This is a genomic window from Pseudanabaena sp. lw0831, from assembly GCF_016584665.1.
GTDB lineage: Bacteria > Cyanobacteriota > Cyanobacteriia > Pseudanabaenales > Pseudanabaenaceae > Pseudanabaena.
The window spans coordinates 1-20,462 of sequence record NZ_BBJB01000081.1 but is presented as its reverse complement, the minus strand read 5'-3'; the positions used below and the strand labels follow the sequence as shown (position 1 = coordinate 20,462).

General features: G+C 42.4%; 18 protein-coding genes. 10 read left to right on the top strand and 8 right to left on the bottom strand.

Annotated elements, in window-relative coordinates; genetic code table 11:
- The first annotated feature begins 337 nt into the window (after positions 1–337).
- The 3 genes from APA_RS17230 (at position 338) to APA_RS17220 (ending at position 3,513) form a co-directional block, all read left to right on the top strand.
- Positions 338–1,987, top strand: coding sequence for a 2-isopropylmalate synthase (locus tag APA_RS17230; protein WP_201323489.1), 1,650 nt, complete (start codon positions 338–340; stop codon positions 1,985–1,987).
- A gap of 162 nt (positions 1,988–2,149) precedes the next feature.
- On the top strand, positions 2,150–3,265 hold the full coding sequence (gene ribD, locus APA_RS17225) for a bifunctional diaminohydroxyphosphoribosylaminopyrimidine deaminase/5-amino-6-(5-phosphoribosylamino)uracil reductase RibD (RefSeq protein ID WP_201323488.1): 1,116 nt from the start codon (positions 2,150–2,152) through the stop codon (positions 3,263–3,265).
- Positions 3,262–3,513, top strand: coding sequence for an HNH endonuclease (locus tag APA_RS17220; RefSeq protein WP_201323487.1), 252 nt, complete (start codon positions 3,262–3,264; stop codon positions 3,511–3,513). Before ribD ends, APA_RS17220 begins: the two co-directional genes overlap by 4 nt.
- Positions 3,514–3,541: 28 nt before the next feature.
- On the opposite strand, the gene cax is transcribed toward APA_RS17220, so the two are convergent.
- Positions 3,542–4,624 (bottom strand): calcium/proton exchanger, encoded by a 1,083-nt coding sequence (cax, locus tag APA_RS17215; protein WP_201323486.1) that lies wholly within the window; start codon positions 4,622–4,624, stop codon positions 3,542–3,544.
- A 172-nt stretch (positions 4,625–4,796) separates the two neighbouring features.
- On the opposite strand from cax, the gene cobO reads away from it, so the two are divergent.
- The 3 genes from cobO to APA_RS17200 all read left to right on the top strand — a co-directional run bounded on the left by cobO (position 4,797) and on the right by APA_RS17200 (position 6,978).
- Positions 4,797–5,405, top strand: coding sequence for a cob(I)yrinic acid a,c-diamide adenosyltransferase (cobO, locus tag APA_RS17210; RefSeq protein ID WP_201323485.1), 609 nt, complete (start codon positions 4,797–4,799; stop codon positions 5,403–5,405).
- Between the two features lie 87 nt (positions 5,406–5,492).
- A complete protein-coding gene (locus APA_RS17205; RefSeq protein WP_201323484.1) occupies positions 5,493–6,581 on the top strand; it encodes a Gfo/Idh/MocA family protein in 1,089 nt (362 codons plus the stop codon).
- A gap of 25 nt (positions 6,582–6,606) precedes the next feature.
- Positions 6,607–6,978: a VanZ family protein gene (locus tag APA_RS17200; RefSeq protein WP_201323483.1), complete on the top strand. Its 372-nt coding sequence runs from the start codon at positions 6,607–6,609 to the stop codon at positions 6,976–6,978.
- Here APA_RS17200 and APA_RS17195 read toward each other — a convergent pair.
- The 4 genes from APA_RS17195 to APA_RS17180 all read right to left on the bottom strand — a co-directional run bounded on the left by APA_RS17195 (position 6,975) and on the right by APA_RS17180 (position 12,734).
- The gene (locus APA_RS17195; protein WP_201323482.1) at positions 6,975–11,138 is read right to left on the bottom strand and encodes an integrase repeat-containing protein; all 4,164 of its coding nucleotides are present in this window, start codon (positions 11,136–11,138) and stop codon (positions 6,975–6,977) included. The two genes, APA_RS17200 and APA_RS17195, sit on opposite strands and share 4 nt — an antisense overlap.
- A 17-nt stretch (positions 11,139–11,155) precedes the next feature.
- Positions 11,156–11,830: a hypothetical protein gene (locus APA_RS17190; RefSeq protein WP_201323481.1), complete on the bottom strand. Its 675-nt coding sequence runs from the start codon at positions 11,828–11,830 to the stop codon at positions 11,156–11,158.
- Positions 11,831–12,135: 305 nt separating this feature from the next.
- A complete protein-coding gene (locus tag APA_RS17185) occupies positions 12,136–12,396 on the bottom strand; it encodes a DUF4926 domain-containing protein (protein WP_201323480.1) in 261 nt (86 codons plus the stop codon).
- A complete protein-coding gene (locus APA_RS17180; protein ID WP_201323479.1) occupies positions 12,396–12,734 on the bottom strand; it encodes a DUF6883 domain-containing protein in 339 nt (112 codons plus the stop codon). Before APA_RS17180 ends, APA_RS17185 begins: the two co-directional genes overlap by 1 nt.
- 249 nt (positions 12,735–12,983) lie before the next feature.
- Between APA_RS17180 and APA_RS17175 the strand changes: the two genes are divergently transcribed.
- Both APA_RS17175 and APA_RS17170 read left to right on the top strand, forming a co-directional pair.
- Positions 12,984–13,337, top strand: coding sequence for a type II toxin-antitoxin system Phd/YefM family antitoxin (locus APA_RS17175; protein ID WP_201323478.1), 354 nt, complete (start codon positions 12,984–12,986; stop codon positions 13,335–13,337).
- Complete coding sequence (locus APA_RS17170; RefSeq protein WP_201323477.1) at positions 13,324–13,614, top strand: hypothetical protein; 291 nt, start codon at positions 13,324–13,326, stop codon at positions 13,612–13,614. The genes APA_RS17175 and APA_RS17170 overlap by 14 nt, the downstream gene beginning before the upstream one ends.
- Before the next feature lie 159 nt (positions 13,615–13,773).
- On the opposite strand, the gene APA_RS17165 is transcribed toward APA_RS17170, so the two are convergent.
- The gene (locus APA_RS17165; protein ID WP_201323476.1) at positions 13,774–14,376 is read right to left on the bottom strand and encodes a superoxide dismutase; all 603 of its coding nucleotides are present in this window, start codon (positions 14,374–14,376) and stop codon (positions 13,774–13,776) included.
- A 222-nt stretch (positions 14,377–14,598) separates the two neighbouring features.
- Here APA_RS17165 and msrB point away from each other — a divergent pair, with 222 nt between their 5' ends.
- The gene (gene msrB, locus APA_RS17160; protein ID WP_201323475.1) at positions 14,599–15,123 is read left to right on the top strand and encodes a peptide-methionine (R)-S-oxide reductase MsrB; all 525 of its coding nucleotides are present in this window, start codon (positions 14,599–14,601) and stop codon (positions 15,121–15,123) included.
- A gap of 281 nt (positions 15,124–15,404) precedes the next feature.
- Here the strand turns inward: msrB and APA_RS17155 are convergent, their stop codons facing one another.
- Together APA_RS17155 and dnaN are read right to left on the bottom strand one after the other, a co-directional pair.
- A complete protein-coding gene (locus tag APA_RS17155) occupies positions 15,405–17,432 on the bottom strand; it encodes a DUF3769 domain-containing protein (protein WP_201323474.1) in 2,028 nt (675 codons plus the stop codon).
- 116 nt (positions 17,433–17,548) lie between these two features.
- Positions 17,549–18,703 (bottom strand): DNA polymerase III subunit beta, encoded by a 1,155-nt coding sequence (gene dnaN, locus APA_RS17150; protein WP_201323473.1) that lies wholly within the window; start codon positions 18,701–18,703, stop codon positions 17,549–17,551.
- Positions 18,704–19,709: 1,006 nt separating this feature from the next.
- Between dnaN and psb32 the strand changes: the two genes are divergently transcribed.
- Positions 19,710–20,414 carry a photosystem II repair protein Psb32 gene (gene psb32, locus APA_RS17145; protein WP_236579659.1) on the top strand — a complete coding sequence of 235 codons (705 nt, stop codon included), beginning with the start codon at positions 19,710–19,712 and terminating at the stop codon, positions 20,412–20,414.
- The last annotated feature ends 48 nt before the right edge of the window (positions 20,415–20,462 follow it).

Sequence of the window (20,462 nt, the reverse complement as noted above, 5' to 3'; positions counted from 1 at the left end):
GCGCGGCATCGTAAATCTCAGACGGATGCAATAGCCTAGCATATGTATGAGTTTACCGCGCCTACGTAGCAGTAAACTCTCACAATTGGCTTACCATTTTTAAAGAAAGAGGCTAAGATTGCAATAGTTGAATTTCTGTTGCGATCGCTACAACCTATAACAGTTTTCAAATGAGCAAATACTCATTTGAAAACTGAAAGTCAATCTCGTCAAGGTTTTTAAGTTTTAATTTTACCTACGGTAAAATTAAAATCGATGTAGCGAATTAGCCACCAGAAAATTTAGCCAAAGCCAAATAGTTACGATCTCACAATAAACATTCATGAATTAACGCATTATGTCTACATCAGTAACACCTCAAGAGTCTCAAGTTGCTCAAGACCGCATTATCTTTTTTGATACCACCTTACGCGATGGCGAACAGTCCCCAGGCGCAACTCTGAACGTGGAGCAAAAATTGCTAATCGCGCAGCAACTGGCTCGACTTGGTGTAGACATCATTGAGGCGGGTTTCCCTTTTGCCAGCAAAGGCGATTTTCATGCAGTCCAAGAAATTGCTAAGCTCGTTGGCACAGAGAATGGCCCCACGATCTGCGGTTTGGCAAGGGCTACTAGAGGCGATATTGAAGCGGCTGCCGAAGCGGTCAAGCCTGCGGCTAAGGGGAGAATTCATACATTTCTTGCGACCTCTGATATTCACTTGGAATATAAGCTTCGGAAAACTCGCGCTGAAGTTTTGGCGATCGTGCCAGAAATGGTTGCCTATGCCAAATCAAAAGTTGCCGATGTCGAGTTTTCACCTGAGGATGCAGGACGCTCTGATCCTGAGTTTCTTTATCAAGTATTAGAGGCTGCGATCGCGGCTGGTGCGAGCACTGTCAATATTCCCGATACGGTCGGTTATTTGACTCCTTCTGAGTTTGGAGCCTTGATCAAAGGCATTAAAGAAAATGTGCCAAATATCGATCGCGCCATTATTTCGGTACATGGTCACAATGATCTTGGCTTAGCCGTGGCAAATTTCCTTGAGGCTGCCAAAAATGGGGCGCGTCAAATGGAATGCACGATTAACGGCATCGGTGAACGCGCAGGTAATGCCGCCCTCGAAGAATTGGTGATGGCTTTGCATGTGCGCCGCTCCTATTTCAATAGCTTCCTCGGTCGTCCTGCGGAATCGATTGCGCCACTCTGCAACATTGACACAAAGCAGATTTACAAAACTTCGCGCCTTGTGTCCAACCTCACAGGGATGTTGGTGCAGCCCAATAAAGCGATTGTAGGTGCTAATGCCTTTGCCCATGAGTCAGGTATCCATCAGGACGGCGTATTGAAAAATCGCCTCACCTACGAAATCATGGATGCTCAATCCATTGGCTTAACCGACAATTTGATCGTGCTTGGTAAGCTCTCAGGACGCAATGCCTTGAGTTCTCGCCTCAAAGAGCTTGGCTTTGAGCTTTCAGAACAAGAACTTAATGCTGCCTTTGTTCGTTTTAAGGAACTTGCTGATAAAAAGCGAGAAATTAGCGATCGCGACTTAGAGGCGATCGTTAACGACGAAATTCGTCATGCACCCGAAGCTTTCAAACTCGATCATGTCCAAGTAAGCTGTGGCGATCGCGCTATCCCCACGGCGACAATCACTATCGTCATGCCCGATGGTGCAGAAATTACTGATGCTTCGGTGGGTACTGGGCCAGTTGATGCGATTTACAAAGCGATTAATCGTATTGTGAATGTCCCAAATCAATTGATCGAGTACTCAGTGCAATCGGTTACCGCAGGTATCGATGCCCTCGGCGAAGTAACCATTCGTCTCAAGCATCCTGACGTGGGGACGCTCTCTGGACATTCTGCAAACACCGACATTATTGTTGCTTCGGCGCGAGCCTATCTCAGCGCTTTGAATAAGCTCTACTTCGCTCTTCAGTCGCCGACTACGAAAATTAGCGATCGCGAAAAGCTCAAAAAAGAAGCTGCTTTGTAAAGCTAACTCCATAAACTAAAGGCAATTCATAAATTGCCTCTAGTTACTGCTCTTTTCAAAACCAACTCGTGCAAAGAAATTTTTAAAAGTGACGCTTTACGTCACTTTTAAAAATTTCTTTGGTTTTTATGTCAGCGCAAAGCGTTGTAAATCATATTCTAAATGATAGAAAAGGTAGATAAAGAATTAGCAACACAGCAAGATCTCTGGATGCAACGCTGTATTGATTTGGCTCAAAAAGCGAGAGGGCAAACTGCGCCAAATCCAATGGTGGGAAGCGTAATTGTGAAAGATGGACATGTCTTGGGTGAAGGCTTTCATCCCAAAGCTGGTGAACCCCATGCAGAGATATTCGCAATTCGAGCAGCACAGCAAACTGGTGAAGATCTGCGAGATGCAACCCTATATGTCAATCTAGAACCTTGCAATCATCACGGACGCACGCCTCCTTGCTCTGAAGCAATTATCAAGGCGGGAATTGGTGAGGTAGTTATTGGTGCGATCGACTCTAATCCACAAGTATCAGGGACTGGTCGCGATCTCTTGCTTGCGGCGGGAGTGAAAGTGACTACAGGTGTTTTGGAACAGCAATGTTTAGAACTAAATGAAGCATTCTTCCATCGCATGAGAACGAATTTGCCCTTTGGCATTTTTAAATATGCGATGACTCTTGATGGCAAGATTGCGACGACTTCTGGGCATAGCTATTGGATTACTGGAGCAGAAGCACGGCATTTAGTGCATGACTTGCGCGTGGGTTGTGATGCAATTATTACAGGTGGTAACACAGTTAGGCTCGATAATCCCCACTTAAATACTCATGGGTTGAGTGTGCATTCTCCCTTAAGGGTCGTAATTACTCAAAGTTTCGATCTTCCTGAAGTTGCCAATTTATGGAAAGTAACAGATACCGAAAAAACTTTGGTAATCACTTTGCCTAATGCCAATTATCAGCTAAAGCAAAAACTACGCGATCGCAAAGTTGAAGTTCTCGAACTAGATGACATATCGCCTGAAGCCGTGATGCTGGAGTTGGGGCTGCGTGGCTGCAATACAGTTTTATGGGAATGTGGAGGGCGCTTAGGAGCCGCCGCAATTAAGGCTAAGATGGTACAAAAAGTTTATGCTTTTATTGCGCCTAAGTTAATTGGCGGATTTACGGCTCCGAGTCCTATTGACGATTTAGGATTAGCATTGATGACTGATGCTATAAATCTTTCGCGATCGCAGTTTCAACAAATTGGTACAGACTTCTCAATTACTGGCTATCTACAATGACCGACAAAACACCGCGTATTAAAATTCCAACTGATGTTAGAGAAAAGATTTTTGAGCGGAATAATTATCAATGTCAAAGCTGTCAGAAGATTGATCTTACTGCTAAGAGCTTGCATATTGATCACATTATTCCCCTAGCGCAAGGTGGCGCTAATGATATGAGTAATCTCCAAACCCTTTGTGCTAAATGTAATCGAGAGAAAAGTGCCAAAATCGATCCACGCTTTCGGAGATTGTATAGCGATTAGCAAAAGCGGCGCAATGCGCCGCTTTTGCTTAGACTGGTTGAAAATAGAATGCAAAGCCTAGAATCGCGTACGTTGCTACTAGCAAAGAGCCTTCTAGCCAATTTGATCGCCCATCGGAACTAATCGAATTCGCAATCAGCACCGCCACAGCAACCGCCACTAACTCAAAAGGATTAAAGTTTAAATCCATTGGTTGCCCCATAAACCAACCAATAATGACTAGCGCAGGTGCAACAAATAAAGCAATTTGCATACTTGAACCTACGGCAACTGAGACTGATAGTTCCATTTTGTTCTTCATCGCTACCGTAATCGCCGTTGTATGTTCAGCAGCATTACCAATGATCGGCAATAGGATTACCCCAGTAAATAGTTCTGTTAGACCGAGTTGAGCAGTTGCTTCCTCTAAAGTTCCTACTAGAAGCTCAGATTCTAAAGCAACTAATAATGTCACTCCCAGCAGCACCGAAATCCATAACTTAAGATTGATTTCCTGAGGATGTCCTTCTTTCTCCTCGGCATCATCTGCTTCAGATTTGCCCACATCATAGAGATAGGCATGGGTTTTCATTGAAAATAGAAGAGTTAGACAATAGACAATAATCAGCACGATCGCCACAGCGATCGATAGCTTTTGCAAGACTTCTTCACTGATTCCAGCACTCGTAAAATTTGCCGCCGTTGGCAACAAAATCGCCACTACCGCCAAATTCATGACTGAAGCATTTAATCGCGCCATAGTTGGCTGAAATTCCTGCTCTTTATATCGCAGTCCGCCTAAAAGCATAGACATGCCCATCACCAGCAACAGGTTGCCAATGATTGAGCCAGTGATGCTAGCTTTGACGACACTGGTAAACCCTGCATTTAGAGCCACGATCGCAATGATTAGCTCCGTCGCATTACCAAAGGTCGCATTTAACAAGCCGCCCCATGAAGGCCCCAAAACCACTGAGATTTCTTCGGTTGCTGTGCTGAGCCAACCCGCTAAGGGCAAAATCGCGATCGCTGAAGTCACAAATATCAGCGTAGAATTCCATCCTTGCAAGTGACCGATGACTGATATCGGGACAAATACAAGCAAACCAAAGGAGAAGATTTTCTTAAACATATGCAGCCGTTGTAGCATCAAAGCTAAATATACCAACAAAACCCAAAAAAGTTAGAGGAGGTCGCTTCACGACCTCCTCTAACTTTTTTGGGTTTTGTTTTTTCTAAGCATTATGACGGTTTAAAATATCCTAACAAAGCATTGCTTTATTGCCATTCATCAGGAAATCTCCATGACTGAACTTACCGCCGAACAACATCGCACTAAAATGCAGCGCCGCCAAGAAGTGCAACATCAGCGAGTCGCAGAGCGTAACCTCGAAAAAGGGCTGATCATCATTAATACTGGTGATGGCAAGGGCAAAACTACGGCGGCGCTGGGGATGGTCTTGCGATCGCTAGGACATGGATATAAAGTCGCGATCGTCCAGTTCATCAAAGGTGCATGGGAGCCAGCGGAAAAAAAAGTATTTGAAATGTGGCAAAATCAACTTGTTTTCCAAGCTTTGGGCGAAGGCTTCACATGGGAAACCCAAGACCGCGATCGCGATATTGCGAAAACCAAAGAAGCATGGGAAGTGGGACTTGGCTATATCAAAAATCCTGAATACAAGCTCGTCCTCCTTGATGAGGTGAATATTGCTCTCAAGCTAGGCTATCTCGATGTCGAAACTGTGATTGCAGGGCTTAAAGAGAAACCTGCTGATTCCCATGTGATCCTTACTGGTCGCGGCGCTCCTGCTGAACTGATCGAAGTTGCTGACTTAGTAACGAGAATGGAACTTGTCAAACATCCCTTTAGAGAGCAAGGTGTCAAGGCTCAAGCAGGGATTGAGTTTTAGGAAGAGCGGAAAAGTGCTTAGTGTAGGGGCAATTCATGAATTGCCCCTACGCTAGAAAAAGTTCAAGTAATTCAAGCAGTAAGAAACATGTCAAAAATTGGTGTTGGTATTATCGGAACGGGCTTTGGACAAATTATCCATATTCCTGCTCTACAAATTCATCCTGATACAGAAGTTGTGGCGGTGTACCATCGAGATCGCCTTAAAGCACAACAAATTGCTGATAAATTTAATATTCCCCATGCTTGCGATCGCCTTGAGGATTTACTCGCACTTCCCGCAGTCCAAGCTGTGACAATTTCCACACCGCCAAGCTTTCATTATGAACAGGCAAAAGCAGCGATCGATGCTGGCAAGCATATTTTGCTAGAAAAGCCTGTGACCATGAATTTCCAGGAAGCGATCGCGCTGTATCAACTTGCCCAACAGCATCAAGTCATCACCGCTACTGATTTTGAATTTCGTTATGTCCCGCAATGGCGATATTTCAAACATCTACTAGATAACAACCATGTGGGTAAGAAACGACTAATTCAGATCGATTGGCTAGTGCAAGGACGCGCCGATCCTAAGCGGGTGTGGAATTGGTATAGCCAAAAAGAATTTGGAGGAGGTGCATTAGGTGCGATCGGTTCCCATGTCTTTGATTATGTACGCTGGCTATTTGGTGATATTAAAAGTCTCTCTGGTCAACTCAGTACAGGCATTACGGAACGTCCTGATGCGAATGGCATTATGCGTCCTGTTGATGCTGATGACACCTGCAATATTCTTTTAGAACTCGCCGATGGAACTCCATGTAATATTTCCTTGAGTACAGTCACCTATCGCGGTCGGGGACATTGGCTCACGGTTTATGGTGAAAATGGAACCCTTGTATTGGGTAGCTCTAATCAATCGGATTATGTACATGGTTTTAGTTTGCGACAAGGCAAAATTGATCGCACCGAAATGGAAATTGTGCCGATCCCATCTGAATACGAACTCTCGAGAACCTATACCGATGGTCGTCTTGCGCCTGTACTAGCTATATGCGATCGCTGGGTAAAGTCTATTCAATCAGGTCAACCTATGACTCCGAGCCTCTATGAAGGTGCATGGTCACAGTTGCTCATGGATTTAACCCAAGAGTCACACCAGAAAAGAAAATGGATGGATGTGCCTTTATCTATCTAAATTACCTTGAGTTAAAATCTTTCCCATGAAATCTAACAAGTTAGTTTGGAAAATTCTGGTTGTAATTTACCTGATCGTATTTACATTAATCATTGTGCTTGCCTATAACCATGCTCTGCCAGAATATCTGACTAAAAATGATAAAGCTGGTCATGTGTTTCTCTATGGGCTAGCGACTTTCTTGGGACAGATGGCTGGTAATTGGCGCACAGTCAGATTTTGGGCTTGGACATTACCTTTATTTCCATTGTTATTTGTTATCTTTACTGTCGTCGAAGAGTTAGCCCAATCGCTTTCGCCTAATCGGACCTTTGATATCGGTGATTTGGTTGCAAGTTCTTTTGGCATCATGATTGGATATTTTTTAGCAGAAAGGTTAAAGCCAAAATCCATCTAGAGTATTGAAATTAGGGGCTTGGTGGCATTGATGTAAATGAAGCGATCGCTCTCTTGCTCTTTGACAACAGTGAATCCTAAACTCGTCATCAAATCCAGTAATTCTTGCTTTTTATCTGTCCATCGGCTGATGGTTTCGGCAATCAATAAGCTGCCGCCGCCTTTGAGGGTGCGATGGGCTTCTTGGAGATAGTCGGCATAGTTTAGACCCATGAGGGATAGGGAAAAGATGGCGACATCGAGGGTTGCATCAGGGAGAGTGGTATGGGCGATGTCACAGGCTTGTACTTTTGCGTTGATGGCGATGTGGTCGAAGGAATGGACTTGATGATTGGGAAGTAATTCGGCTAGTTTGGCTTCTCCGCAACCGAAGTCACCGATCTGGAGATTGGTGTAGTTTTGGAGTTTTTCGGCGATTTTTTCGTAGGGGATTTCCTGCCATGTTTCACGGGCGGCGCGATAGAGTGTGTGGTATTGATACCATTCTTCGGGATTTGCTTTGAGCCGATCGCTTGTGGTGTGGCTGTAGGAATTATTGAAGCGGTTGTTCATCGCTGAGAAGTCACCGAAGCGGCGTTGTAAAATTTTAGCGATCGCTTCGGGTAAGGGGACGCGCAATTCTTCGCGGTTGATTTCGTAGATGTCGCCACTTTCGACGCGATCGATCCATGTTTGCAGAGCTTCTCCTGCTTTTTGGAGGACGACTTTTTCCGATGCGAGTTCGCCCTTGGGAATTACGCCATCGATCGCCGTGTCAGCGAGGGATTTTTTCCATTGGATGCGACTCCATCGGTATTGGCGATCCCATGACCAGATTTCGCCTTGATGGTCGAGGATGACTTGGGGAATGATTACTTCTACTTTAGCGAATGATGATTTTTGGCGATAGATGCGCCCGACTAGTTGCTCGTATTCGGCATGAGTCCAAGGGAGGCTGGCGATAATCAGGCGATCGCATACATATTGCAGTCCATCTACGCCTGTGCCGATGGGAGCCGTGCCGATGAGTATGTCGATTTCTCTGGCGATGAATTTCTGTTTGGCGAAATCACGTTCTTTGGTGTCTTCTACGCCTGTGAATAAGCCCACCTTGTAACCTGCGGCGGCGATCGCTTTGCGGAGTGGTTCGACCATGCCATCGACATAGTGGGTATAGATCAGAGTTCCTGTTTTGAGATGGGCGATGATGGTGTCGATTTTGGCTGAGAGGAGGATTTGCTCGACGGCGAGGGGGCTGGTTTTGATGTCGGCGATGAGTTGGGGGCGCAGGTGTTCACCTGAGATTTCGGGAAAGCTTTCGGCGATCGCAATCTTGTAATTGGGACGATAGCGGATGCCATATAGCATCAGTTTTTCGTGCATTGCGAGGGCGTTGGCGATCGTGCTGAAGGTTTTCAATTCGTCAAATTTTTCGCCCCTTGTCATTTCTAGCAGTGCTTTGGCTTCGTAGAGGGTGTTGATGACGGGTGTGGCGCTCATGCCTAAGACGCAGAGTTCAGGGTTTTGTTGTTTAGCTGCATCAAGTAAACCATTGAGAATTTGTCGGCGTTTACTTTCTTTTTTGGGATCGCGTTGTTTGACGTTTTGGATTTCATCGATGACGACAAAATCGATCTGGTGATTGGCGAGGATGTTGCCGACAAGTCCGGCGGAGTAGGGTTGTTGGAATTTCTCGAAGTTGAGAATGAGATAGTTATGTTGGTTGCGATCTACGGTGATTTTTCCGCGTTCTTTTTGGTAAATGATGCTGTCGGGATAGACTTCCTTGATAACACCAGCCCAAGCATCAACGGTGCTATTAAAAGCAATAATGATCGTGAATTTAGCATTAATAATTCGACTGGAAAAAATCGCTGATACTGTTTTGCCTGCGCCGACTCCAGACCAGTTGCCAATCCTTCTTTCGGTAAGGATGCGATAGGCTGTAAGGCGTTGCATCGGGTTGGGTAGGTGCGGGAAACTATACCCATTTGGTATGGCTAATTTCATTGCACCATCATATTGACTGAAAAAGCGCTTTTGAATTGTCTGAAAGTATGTGCCGCCTGTTTCGTTGCGAAATCCTTCTATATCAAAAGTAAGTTGTTCGTTAAGGTAATCTTGCCAAATTCCGCTTATACGGTTACTGATTAAAAATTCTATGGTTTCATAATCTGAAGTAATTCCTGCTTCTACAAGCAAATCAACTGCTTTTAAGGAATCAAAGGACTTTAGTTGAGGTAACTCCGCATCGATCTTTTCAATTTCATTAGGGACTAAATCAGTTTCTATTTCTTCGCTGGTGATTAAATCGTCATCTTCTAACAAATCTGCAAATTCTAGTTCATTTGATTCAATACTTCCATTATTTCTTGCATTCTCTAGCTGAGCAATTAGGTTGTTACATTCAGTCTCTAGATCGTCTGTAGAGCATAAATCTTTAATGCCTTTCAGTATCTCAGCATTCTTTTTGTTATGACTAATAGAAGCAATCATGCCATTTTGTCTCATGATTGCATATAATTCAGAAGACTCTAAGCTAGATAAAACAGGTTGTAAGCTGTACAAAAAGCTCAAAATCGCATTGGGTCGCCATAAATTGACAATTCCTAACCAATCTGAAAATCCTAACCACCCCTTGCCCTTATATACTCCTGCTGGATTAGCAGGAATATTATCAGGTTTTTCTCCACTTTTTAGCCAGTTTGACCATTCTTTTCCACTTCTTATTTGAAGTTGATGCACAAAAGCACGAGCTTCTTCATACAAAAGAAAATCACGATTTTGAGGTGCAATTGTACCTGTACCAAGCCAGTCTCCAAAACTATTCCACCCTTTATCTTTATAGGTTTTTGAAGGATTAGAAGGAATATTATCAGGCTTTTTATCGCTTTTTGACCAGATGTTCCATTCTTTCCAATTTTTTAAATTGAGTTGATGTACAAAAGCACGGGCTTCTTCAAACGGGAGAAAAATACGATTTTGGTTTGCAATCGAATCTGTGCCAAGCCAATCTCCCCAGCCTAACCATCCCTTATCCTTGTATGAACTGGGAGGATTAGCAGGAATATCATCAGGTTTTGCTTCTGTTTTAGCCCAATCTACCCACTCATCTTTATTTTTTAACTGAAGTTGATGTACGAAATCACGAGCTTCTTCAAATGAATGAAAAACACGATTATATGAAGCAATCGTGCCAGTGCCAAGCCAGTCTCCCCAACCAGTCCAGCCTTTATCCTTATAAACATGAGACGGTTGAGCAGGGATGTCTTCAGGTTTGTTTTCATCTTTTAACCAATTCCTCCATTGAGTCTCACCCTTAATCTGGAGACTGTGTACAAAAGCGCGAGCTTCTTCATATGGAAGATAAACGCGATCTTGATTGGCGATCTTTCCAGTACCGAGCCAATCACCCAAGCCAGCCCAACCTTTATCTTTGTATGTGCGTGAAGGATTAGCAGGAATATCATCAGGTTTTACATCACTTTTAGACCAATCTACCCACGCATCTTTGTTTTTTAACTGAAGTTGATGTACAAAAGCACGAGCCTCTTCAAACGGACGAAAAGTACGATTATATGAAGCAACCGTGCCAGTACCAAGCCAGTCGCCCCATCCTTTCCATTCTTCACTTTTCCTATAAACCAGTGCAGGATTAGCAGGAATATTATCAGGCTTATCTTTGGTTTTAGACCAATCTGCCCATTCACTTTGCCCTTTTAAACCAAGGTCATGAACAAATTTAAGTGCTTCTTCATATGGAAGATAAGTGCGATTTTGGTTGGCGATCTTTCCATTGCCAAGCCAGTCTCCCATACCTTGCCAACCAGTGTCTTTATAGACATTAGAAGGATAAGCAGGAATGGCATCAGGTTTGTCTTTAGTCTTAGCCCACTCTGCCCATTCATTTCCATTTTTGAACTGAAGTTGATGAACATAAGTACGTGCTTCCTCATACGGAAGATAAGTGCGATTTTGATTGGCAACATAATCAGTACCAAGCCATTCACCCCAACTACTCCAACCTTTATCTTTGTAAACATGAGCAGGTTGTGCGGGAATATCATGAGGCTTTGCTTCTGTTTTTGCCCAGTTTCTCCATTCACTTTGATTTTTCAATTGAAGTTGACGGGCATAAGCACGCGCTTCTTCAAATGAACGATAATTTATTGCTTTTCCCATGTAAAACCCTTTGCAAATTATTTGAGATCTAAATCATCTGTTCCAGCAATCCAAGCTTGACTAAAAATATTTTTCCAATCGCGATTAGGACTAAAAAGCTCTATTGTTTTAGCTGAAAGCAAAAGATAGTAGCGAATAGTAATTTCTTTAAAAATTATGATTGCATCATCAAGATCTTGATAAGTCCCCATTGGGTTCAATGTTGTAATTTCTTCGCGATGAGCAAGTCTCTTGTCGATATAAGTCTTATGCAGATTGTTAATATCTTCAAGTTTATTCAAATATTTTTCCAATTTATCTACAGGAAAAATATTTACAGACTCGCCTGCAAGATTGTCATAATCTTTATTCGCGACATTTTGCATCTCCTCTGAATAAAGTTCAAGGTATCGTTTGCGAGTTAGTAAATGATAATTTTCTTTCATATCCGATAGAAGGGATTTAAGTGATGCAACCTTACTATGTTTACCACGTTTATCTAATTGTCTTCTGATGCCCATTAAGGTTGTATGAACGTAGTTTCTATCAATCCACTCATAGAAATGGTTGCCTGTATTAATTGCTGGATTGTTAATTACTATCTGTCTAGTCTCAGCGTAAATATTGGACGACCATAAAAGTTTTGACACTTCAGGTATGATGTGATCTTCAAGCCATACAGTCCATTCTTCAATTTTTGGATCTACTGTCATTGCATTAATATTTCTTATTTGCATTCCTTCAGTTTTTATATTATAAACTCAATTTCTCGTAGATTTTGTTGACTCGATCGCTGTTTGGTTTGAGGGAATAGGCGATCGAGTTTTGTGGGTGATGAGGGCGATCTCTGGTTGATTTGAGGGAATAGGCGATCGGGTTTTGGGTGATGAGGGGCGATCGCTGTTTGATGTGGGAAATAGGCGATCGGGTGTTAGTTGGTGAGGGGGCGATCGCTGTTTGATTTGGGGGAATGGGCGATCGGGCTTTATGGGTGTTGAGAGGCGATCACGGCAAAATTTTAAGCTGCCACAAGTTCATACTGCAAAGTAAGAAATTCATTAGCTTTCAAATAGGCGATCGCAAACTCACACCCATCAGAATCTGCAAACTCCACCAGATAGTCAATTCCCTGATTATCCTGATGAATATCCACAATCGTACCCACCAAACCCACTGGCAAAGCTGAATTAAAATCATATTCTGCTTCCATCAGTGAAAGCCTATCTATAGAAATTGGTTTTAGAATAGCGATCGTATCAAGTAACTGTGGAGTTTTCATTATTTTTCTCTCTTCAAAAAAGCACTAATCAAACGCGGATAACCAGCCTCAATACTAACTTCCCAAATAGTTCTCAGTTCAGTACCTCCTGTATTAGGGATTTCCCAATCTACTTTATATTCCTTACCAAATTTCGTATTACTCTCCTGTACAACTTCACCTTCAACTGCCGCAATTTGAATTAATTCAACCAAGTGATCGGCATTTTGAGACGTGATACCCAACCTAGATTGAAATACTCTCGCCTTATCTTTACCCTTATCATGGTTGAAGTTTAAGCAATATCCTAAAATCTTTTGCATAGAAATTTCTGGATGATCACCGTTTGGTAATTTCATAGGCAGGAATAAATAGTAAATTGATTTTAGTATATCTAATCTCAAGCGATCGCGATTTGATGCAGAGAAATAGGCGATCGCTGTTTGATTTTGGGGAATAGGCGATCGCATTTATGGGTGTTGAGTTGCGATCTCAATTTGATGTTGAGATTTAGGAGATCGCATATTTGTGAACAATCGAAGAAATTGCGATCGCTAAGAAAGATCAGTTATCATTAAATTAGATCCGAATTAAGTGCTTTGACAATTATGATCGAGCTAAAAAACATCCACTCTCTGAGCGACTTCAAGCGCAACGCCAAAGAATTTATCGAACGCATTAAATCAACACAATCGCCTATGGTTCTAACCGTTAACGGCAAAGCTGAAGTTGTTGTCCAAGATGCTCATGCCTTTCAAGCAATATGCGATCGGGCTGAGCAAGCCGAAGCCGAACTTCGCGCACTGAAACTCGCAACGCTACAACAAGACATTAACCTCGGAATTGCACAACTCAAAAATGGTGACTACACAGAATACGATTCGGACACATTGCCAAATCTATTAGAAAACATTAAAAATCGTGGTCAAAAATGCTTAGCTCATAAAAATGAATCGATTTAAGATATCCCGACAAGCAGATCGTGACCTTCCTGTAATTGGTTTGGCAAGTAGCCCAGATGCTTTAAATCTATATATCGAAATTGGAGACAAATACAGTCAAGGCCGCAATTTAATTTTATTTACTTCTGAACTGCAACTCAAACTAGGACAAAAAAATGAAGCGCTCTCTTCTCTGACCCGTGCTGCGGAATTAGGCACAGAAATTGATTACGAAGTAATAGTCAATTATGTCAATCAAAAAATCGCCGAAATCAATGGTGATTCTCAAAGCGAATGATGATGAATAGTTTGGATAGAAGACTTTGTTTGAGCGATCGCACTGTAGCTGTGGTGATGTGCGATCGCGATATTTAGAATTACATCTTAAAGAAAAGAGAAGCCACGCATTGCGAGACTTCTCTTTTACAATTAATAGAGTGCTATGCACTTTTCAGAACTAGGCAGCCGCGAAGTTAGCAGCGACAAAATCCCAGTTGATTAGTTTTTCGACAAAGTTAGCCATGAAGTTAGGACGGCTATTTTGGAAGTCCAAATAGTAAGCATGTTCCCAAACATCCATCGTCAACAAAGGAACTTGTCCTTCATGAACTAAAGGATTTTCAGCATTAGGAGTTTTGGTGATTTTCAGCTTACCACCTTCAGCAACCAACCATGCCCAGCCGCTACCAAATTGGGTTGCACCAGCATTTTTGAATTCAGTCTTAAAGTTGTCCAAGCTACCAAAGCTCTCATTGATAGCATCCAACAAAGCACCAGTAGGAGCGCCACCACCAGCAGGCTTAATGCCATTCCAGTAGAAAGTGTGGTTCCAAACTTGAGCAGCATTATTGAAGATTCCAGCCTTGCCTTCTTTGTAGCTAATCTTGATGATTTCTTCTAAGGATTTGTCAGCAAGATCGGTATCTTTAATCAAGTTGTTGAGGTTGTCAACATACGCTTTATGGTGCTTACCATAGTGAAATGATAGGGTCTCAGCAGACATACCCGAAGCTGCGAGAGCATCTTGGGCGTAGGGTAAAGATGGGAGTTCAAATGCCATTGTTGTTTAACCTGTTAAAGTTTGAAGTGATTTCTCAGCTTTAAGTATTGTTACAATTATAAACTAGATTGTAAATCGTAGTAACTGTTACAACTCTAACTTTATATCTTGGAGATCCACATCCCAAAATTCCACATCCGTACAGCCATCGACTTTCGTAACTTTAATCAAAGTAAGGAAAAAGTCCAATGTGATTAGCAATACCAAGCTATAAAATCAACTATGAAAAAAAGAGATTTGTTACTAACTGGAGCAGCCATCATCGGCAGCACTTGGATATCCCAATTTTGGCGACAATCTCAAGATTCCACCCCCACAGACTCAGCGATCGCAGTAGACTCAACTAAAGCAACTAAGAGATATAAAATCATGAAAACCGAAGAAGAATGGAAACAAACTCTTACTCCAGAACAGTTTCATGTTTTACGAAAACATGGCACTGAGAGAGCGTTTACTAGTCCTCTTGACAAGGAATATAACAAAGGGGCTTATAACTGTGCTGGTTGTGACTTGCCGCTATTTACATCTGACACTAAATTCAATAGCCGCACTGGTTGGCCGAGCTTTTTTGCACCAATTGAAGGGGCGATCGCAACTACAACTGACACTTCATTATTTATGAAGCGCGTTGAAGTACATTGCAGCCGATGTGGTGGACATTTGGGACATGTCTTTGATGACGGGCCAAAACCAACAGGACAACGCTACTGCATGAATGGAGTTTCTCTCAAATTCGTTCCTGTTTAGCCCAAAGAGGCAATGCTTTGCACCACCTCTTTAAGCGTAACTATAGCGTTTTGAAAATGAGTACGTACTCATTTTCAAAACAAAAAACAATCAGAGTAAGGGTTTGAAGTTTTCATTTTGCCTACTGCAAAATGAATAACCCCGCCGCAAGCGGACGGGGTATCAAATTCTTTTTTACTAGAATTACTCACACCGCAGAGCGGTGGGGTATTTACCCTCTTAGTTTAAATAAAAAACACTATAAAACCAAAAAGGCTGTGCTTTGCACAGCCTTTTTGGTTTTAGTTACGCTGTTCTATTCCATTTTGAATATTCGTCACATTAGAAGGTGGACGAGTCCAGTTAAAGTCACTAATCCGTATTAGAAATTCCCCTAATCCTTGATTAGGATTATACCGAACAACTACAGAATATGTCCGCCTTGCATATTCCAAAGAATATACGGAATCAAATAAAGTGCCCGTATCCAAGTTCCAACTTTGCTGAATGCCAAGACGAATTGGCCCGTAGATTTGTTGAACTATTCCTGCGGTAAAAACTCGAACATCAGAAACCTGATCAAAAAAGAATGGGGATTTGCCGCTAGCAAATGCTTGGGTATAGCTCAAGCTTAAGCTCGTATAATCGAGGAAGTCTTTAGCAAACTGCCCCACTTCCGCCGATAATCCCGCAGTTCCATAGAGAACAGACTGATTTACTCCATTGGAATAGAAAGAATTTACACCTTGCGCTGTCAAAAAAGCATCTAGTCTTGGCACGATTGGTTTGGGAGAGAAGCGCAATCCTGTTTCCTTTTCGGCTGGCGCTGGCTCACCTCTCAGCAGAGGAAAGGCTCGACTAACAACAGCAGCACCTTGGACACGGATCAACGATCCAATCGTACTCGGTTGTAAATCAGAGCGTAGCGCCCCAACCAACTGAGCAGAAATTTGATAACTAAATGAAATATTGGAATCACCAAGAACGTAGTTTGGAGATAACAAAGTTGTGCCCAAAATGTTATTTACATCCTGAAAACCCAGCGAACCATTGAATACTCGATCGCGAAAAGCATACTGTGAAAGCAACGTATGGTCACCAAATACAGGAAGCTGATAGCTGGCATTAAATCGCAACAAAGAATCAATCTTAGAGAAATCTAAACCAGAGAAACTGGCTCTTGCTGATAAGCTTGACCCATCATCAAAGGCTCCATTTAAGGTAGCAACAACCCCAATAATATCAACACCCGAAAATCCACCCTGACTGGAAAAAGCACGCTGTAGAAGTAATTGCGGTGACAGTTGGAAATTCAAGTTGGGTTGAGTAATCACATCAAAGCTTTGTTGATAAAAAACACCATCGCGATCACGGCGGTCAAAACCAACCAAGGCAGGAGCAAACCGCTGAAAGCGATCGAGCGTAATACTATTGACTGGCAATGGTAGCGAAAATCCCTGATCAAAAACAATGCGTGGAGATTCCAGATCCAGACGATTTTGAGTTGGGGAAATCGGAGTTAAGGTGGCTTTACTGGTCGTAAGTTCCAGTTCAGGAGGGCTAAAGGGATCGTTCGTAACCCGCAAATTTTCGGCAGTCCAAGTATCTCCGTCAATTATTAAACGCTCGGCAATAAACCCAAGGCGGCGCACTTGTCCTTCAGCAGTATTCCCAGAGCCTATAGGAGATATGGTGATCGAGTTAGTAGCCAATTCTGAAGGCGATCGCGATACTTCAGAGCTTTGCAAAGTGCCAAGGTCAACAGCACCTGATGCATTCAGGAGATCGCCTTTAACAGTACTGTAATTATAAGTAAGCTTTGTACCGCGGATTTTTTGATCGCCGCGTGTAAAAAATACATTACCTTCGGCAACAACTTCCTGCGTTTTGGTATTTAATTGGACGCGATCGGCTTTAAGTTCTGATTTTTTGTAATTAATTACCACATTACCTTCAGCGACAAACACCTGAGTATTAATGTCATATTCTTGACGATCGCTAACCACATTTAACTTTTCACCAACACGAGGCGGTAAGGGTAGGCGTGGCTTATCTTTAGGCTTTGGCTTCGGTAAACTATTTGGCTTGATCGGGCCAGCTTGGGAGATCAGAGTTGCTCTGACTTGCTGGGCGATCGCATCTGGATCAGGCAAGGTATCGAAAAAAAGCTTTAAATGAGATTGCACTTCTATTGGCAATTCAGTAGGCAATCTAGAAATACGACCATTAAACGCTGACGAAGACGACAACGTTTGGCTAGAGCTAGCCTGTCTCACCTCAGCATAGGTGCTAGGTGGCAGTTGAGTTGAAGGCAGTGGTAAGAAATCCATACTTCAACTAAGTTTACAGGATTTTTATCTGAGATACAGCTATCGCTACTGAATAAAATAAAAACGACGCACTGTGTCGTTTTTATTTGTCGTTTTTATTTTATGGCAAGGCTTGTCTAGTTACGGATTTGCACGGGCATCAGCAAATAAGTCATTTTGGTTGCCCCAATTGGCACAAGCACCGCAGGGCTGGTCGGATTGTTCATCTGAATTTGAATTTCATTGCTCGGCAGAGCCTTTAATCCATCCAGTAAATATTTGACGTTAAAGGCAATTTCCACATCTTCACCCGAAACTTGAGCAGGTAGAGATTCACGTCCTGCGGCAACATCTGGTGCTTCAACCGAGAGAGAAATTTCTTGTCCTGTAGAGTCAATTGTGATTTTGACGATGTTATTTTTTTGGTCAGCCAAGACGGCGATACGCTCTAGGGCTGATAAAAATAATTTGCGCTCAACTGTAACTTGGCGATCAAAGCGACTTGGGATTAGTTGGCGATAATTGGGGTAAGTACCATCTAACAAACGGGAAATCAAGATTTGGTTAGCACTTTGGAAAATCATATTGGCGCGGTCAAACTTAACCGCGATCGCGCCCTCTGTTTGTTGATTGAGCATTCGTTCTAGTTCGCGTAAGGCTCTAGCAGGAATGGTCACCTCCAGATTAGTAGTCACGGTATCCCCGGTCACAGGAGGCTCATCGGCATCCAAAAATCCTGTCTGCACCACGGATAAGCGATGTCCATCGGTAGCAGCAAACTCTAAGCGATCGGCAGTAGCCGTCAGGTGCACACCCGTAAGAATCCGCTTGGTCTCATCAGCCGAAGTCGCAAACAAGGTTGATGACAAACCACTCAGCATCGACTCAACTGGCAAATAGGTAGTTTCACCATCTTCGCCAATTTGAGGCAATTCAGGAAACTCTTCTACAGGCAAACCATGCATTTGATAACGCCCTGAGCCACAGACAATCGATACCATGGTGTTGTCCTTGTCCACCGCGATCGTGATGTCTTCATCGGGCAGACGAGACACAATGTCGTTCAGTAACTTTGCAGGCAGAGTAATTGATCCCGCCTCTACGACTTGAGCAGGAAACGAGACCTGAATACCCAGATTGAGATCAAAGGCAGTCATACCAAGGCTTTGATTGGAGCCGTCAGCGTCTAGACGAATATTTGCCAAGATCGGGTGAGTGGGACGAGATGCGACCGCACGACCGACAAGGGCAAGATTAGCAGCGAGTTGGTTTTGGGGACAGACTAGTCGCATAGTTTGACAGGGATTTTCTAAACTGAGTGGTGAGATCGACGAGGCAAGACTAAATTTTGAATAAATTAGATTCTAAAAAATGCAGGTAAGGCTTGTGGAGGAAATTCTAGAAGATTTCAAAATTTGAGGATTTAAGATTTCTAAAAAAAAGCAAATGTATTTAAAATCACTTTGCAGATATTTTTTGAGGGCAGACTTTAAACAAAAATTTATTTTAGAAAATTTTGATAAAAAGCTTTTTACTTTTGATTTTTTGATTTGTGGAAGCCAATCATACCATCGTTGGAATTTTTTACAATATCAAAATCCAAATTTAAATTCTCATGTTTTTTTCATTTGCTCTAATTATTACTATTTAAAGAATATAAAATCTTTAATAGTAGTAATAGGGGCTGTGGAAAATGTGGAAAACCCTAAGAAAACTATATCCAACAGTACTTACAGCGATTTTTGCCTGTGGAAAACCCTGTGGATAAACTGGCTGGTTTTCCACAGGGTATAAATACCTAGTAAAAGTTTTCCACATTTATTCAAAAGTTTTCCCCAGATAACTACAGCTTTTCCACAGAAAGGCTGTAGTTATCCACAGGTTTTCCACAGGTAAAAAACAAACGTCTAGATTTATCAACAGATCTATATCCAGAATGTTCACAGAAAATTCTTTTAGAATTTATTGGTAAAATCTTAATAATACTTAAACAAACAGAATTTATTAAGAGGTATAGTGCTTTTCCAAATTTTATAATTTTGGGAATTTGAACATGATTAGCGATCTCGATCGCTAATCATGTTCAAAAAAATCTGATATATTACTGAAAATAATTTGTTGTCCCCAAGAACGATCTCCAAATTTTCTCTACGATTCCTTACGGATTGATATAGTGAAATCAAGATGCTAGGATGTGCGGCGCGAAGCACTGCACATCCTAGCTCTAAAATCCTGCCATCTTTAGCACTAACAAGTGAAATTACTTGATTTAAGTTTTAAATAATAGGTTTGAAAATTGTGATTAAAAATTTATTTTACCGCCTATGTTTTGGCGCGATCGCCTTACTAATTAGCTTTAATTTATTGACTGGTAATGTTCTGGCTTTGCAAGTATCCGATATTCCAGACTTAGCCGAAATTAAGACGCTTACCGATCAGACTTGGGTGATTGATGATTCTGAGGTATTAAGTACTTCGACCAAAAGTGCGATCGTTAGCAAAGCTGAAAAATTAGCAGAATTAACGGGAATTGAAGTTCATGTTGTGGCAATTCGCCGTATTGATCTAGGTCAACCTGCCTCGGAATTTACGGCGGAATTATTTGATAAATGGTTCCCTTCTGAAGCAGAGAAGGCTAATCAAGTATTACTATTTATGGCGACAGAAGACCACCGTACCGCTATTCAGACTGGCGCAAAGGTAAAAGAAGTCTTGCCTAATAGCATAGCCAATAGTATTGCTGATGAGACAATGCTCTATCCTGCACGTAAGGCAAACTATAACCAAGCTGTAAATGAGGGAATTGCTCGTCTAGAAGCAGTTTTGAAGGGTAATCCTGACCCAGGTGCGCCTCTATTAGCAGTGGAAGAGACTGAGACGAGTAACTATGCTACCAGAGAGGAAACTGAGTCAAGTTCATCGAATGTGGTGGTGATTATTTTGCTGATTTTGGCAACAGCGTTGCCAATGGCGACCTATTACTGGTTGCAAAGTCAACCTTAAAACCCAAAAAGAAAGAGCCGACGCTTTGTGTCGGCTCTTTCTTTTTGG

What these genes read in the sequence shown, in the direction of transcription:
- APA_RS17195 (WP_201323482.1), bottom strand. Translation starts at nt 11,138, where the DNA reads ATGGGAAAAGCAATAAATTATCGTTCATTTGAAGAAGCGCGTGCTTAT.
- APA_RS17170 (WP_201323477.1), top strand. Translation starts at nt 13,324, where the DNA reads ATGAATCGATTTAAGATATCCCGACAAGCAGATCGTGACCTTCCTGTA.
- APA_RS17205 (WP_201323484.1), top strand. Translation starts at nt 5,493, where the DNA reads ATGTCAAAAATTGGTGTTGGTATTATCGGAACGGGCTTTGGACAAATT.
- APA_RS17180 (WP_201323479.1), bottom strand. Translation starts at nt 12,734, where the DNA reads ATGAAATTACCAAACGGTGATCATCCAGAAATTTCTATGCAAAAGATT.
- ribD (WP_201323488.1), top strand. Translation starts at nt 2,150, where the DNA reads ATGATAGAAAAGGTAGATAAAGAATTAGCAACACAGCAAGATCTCTGG.
- cobO (WP_201323485.1), top strand. Translation starts at nt 4,797, where the DNA reads ATGACTGAACTTACCGCCGAACAACATCGCACTAAAATGCAGCGCCGC.
- APA_RS17165 (WP_201323476.1), bottom strand. Translation starts at nt 14,376, where the DNA reads ATGGCATTTGAACTCCCATCTTTACCCTACGCCCAAGATGCTCTCGCA.
- APA_RS17230 (WP_201323489.1), top strand. Translation starts at nt 338, where the DNA reads ATGTCTACATCAGTAACACCTCAAGAGTCTCAAGTTGCTCAAGACCGC.
- msrB (WP_201323475.1), top strand. Translation starts at nt 14,599, where the DNA reads ATGAAAAAAAGAGATTTGTTACTAACTGGAGCAGCCATCATCGGCAGC.
- cax (WP_201323486.1), bottom strand. Translation starts at nt 4,624, where the DNA reads ATGTTTAAGAAAATCTTCTCCTTTGGTTTGCTTGTATTTGTCCCGATA.
- dnaN (WP_201323473.1), bottom strand. Translation starts at nt 18,703, where the DNA reads ATGCGACTAGTCTGTCCCCAAAACCAACTCGCTGCTAATCTTGCCCTT.
- APA_RS17185 (WP_201323480.1), bottom strand. Translation starts at nt 12,396, where the DNA reads ATGAAAACTCCACAGTTACTTGATACGATCGCTATTCTAAAACCAATT.
- APA_RS17190 (WP_201323481.1), bottom strand. Translation starts at nt 11,830, where the DNA reads ATGACAGTAGATCCAAAAATTGAAGAATGGACTGTATGGCTTGAAGAT.
- APA_RS17175 (WP_201323478.1), top strand. Translation starts at nt 12,984, where the DNA reads ATGATCGAGCTAAAAAACATCCACTCTCTGAGCGACTTCAAGCGCAAC.
- APA_RS17155 (WP_201323474.1), bottom strand. Translation starts at nt 17,432, where the DNA reads ATGGATTTCTTACCACTGCCTTCAACTCAACTGCCACCTAGCACCTAT.
- APA_RS17220 (WP_201323487.1), top strand. Translation starts at nt 3,262, where the DNA reads ATGACCGACAAAACACCGCGTATTAAAATTCCAACTGATGTTAGAGAA.
- APA_RS17200 (WP_201323483.1), top strand. Translation starts at nt 6,607, where the DNA reads ATGAAATCTAACAAGTTAGTTTGGAAAATTCTGGTTGTAATTTACCTG.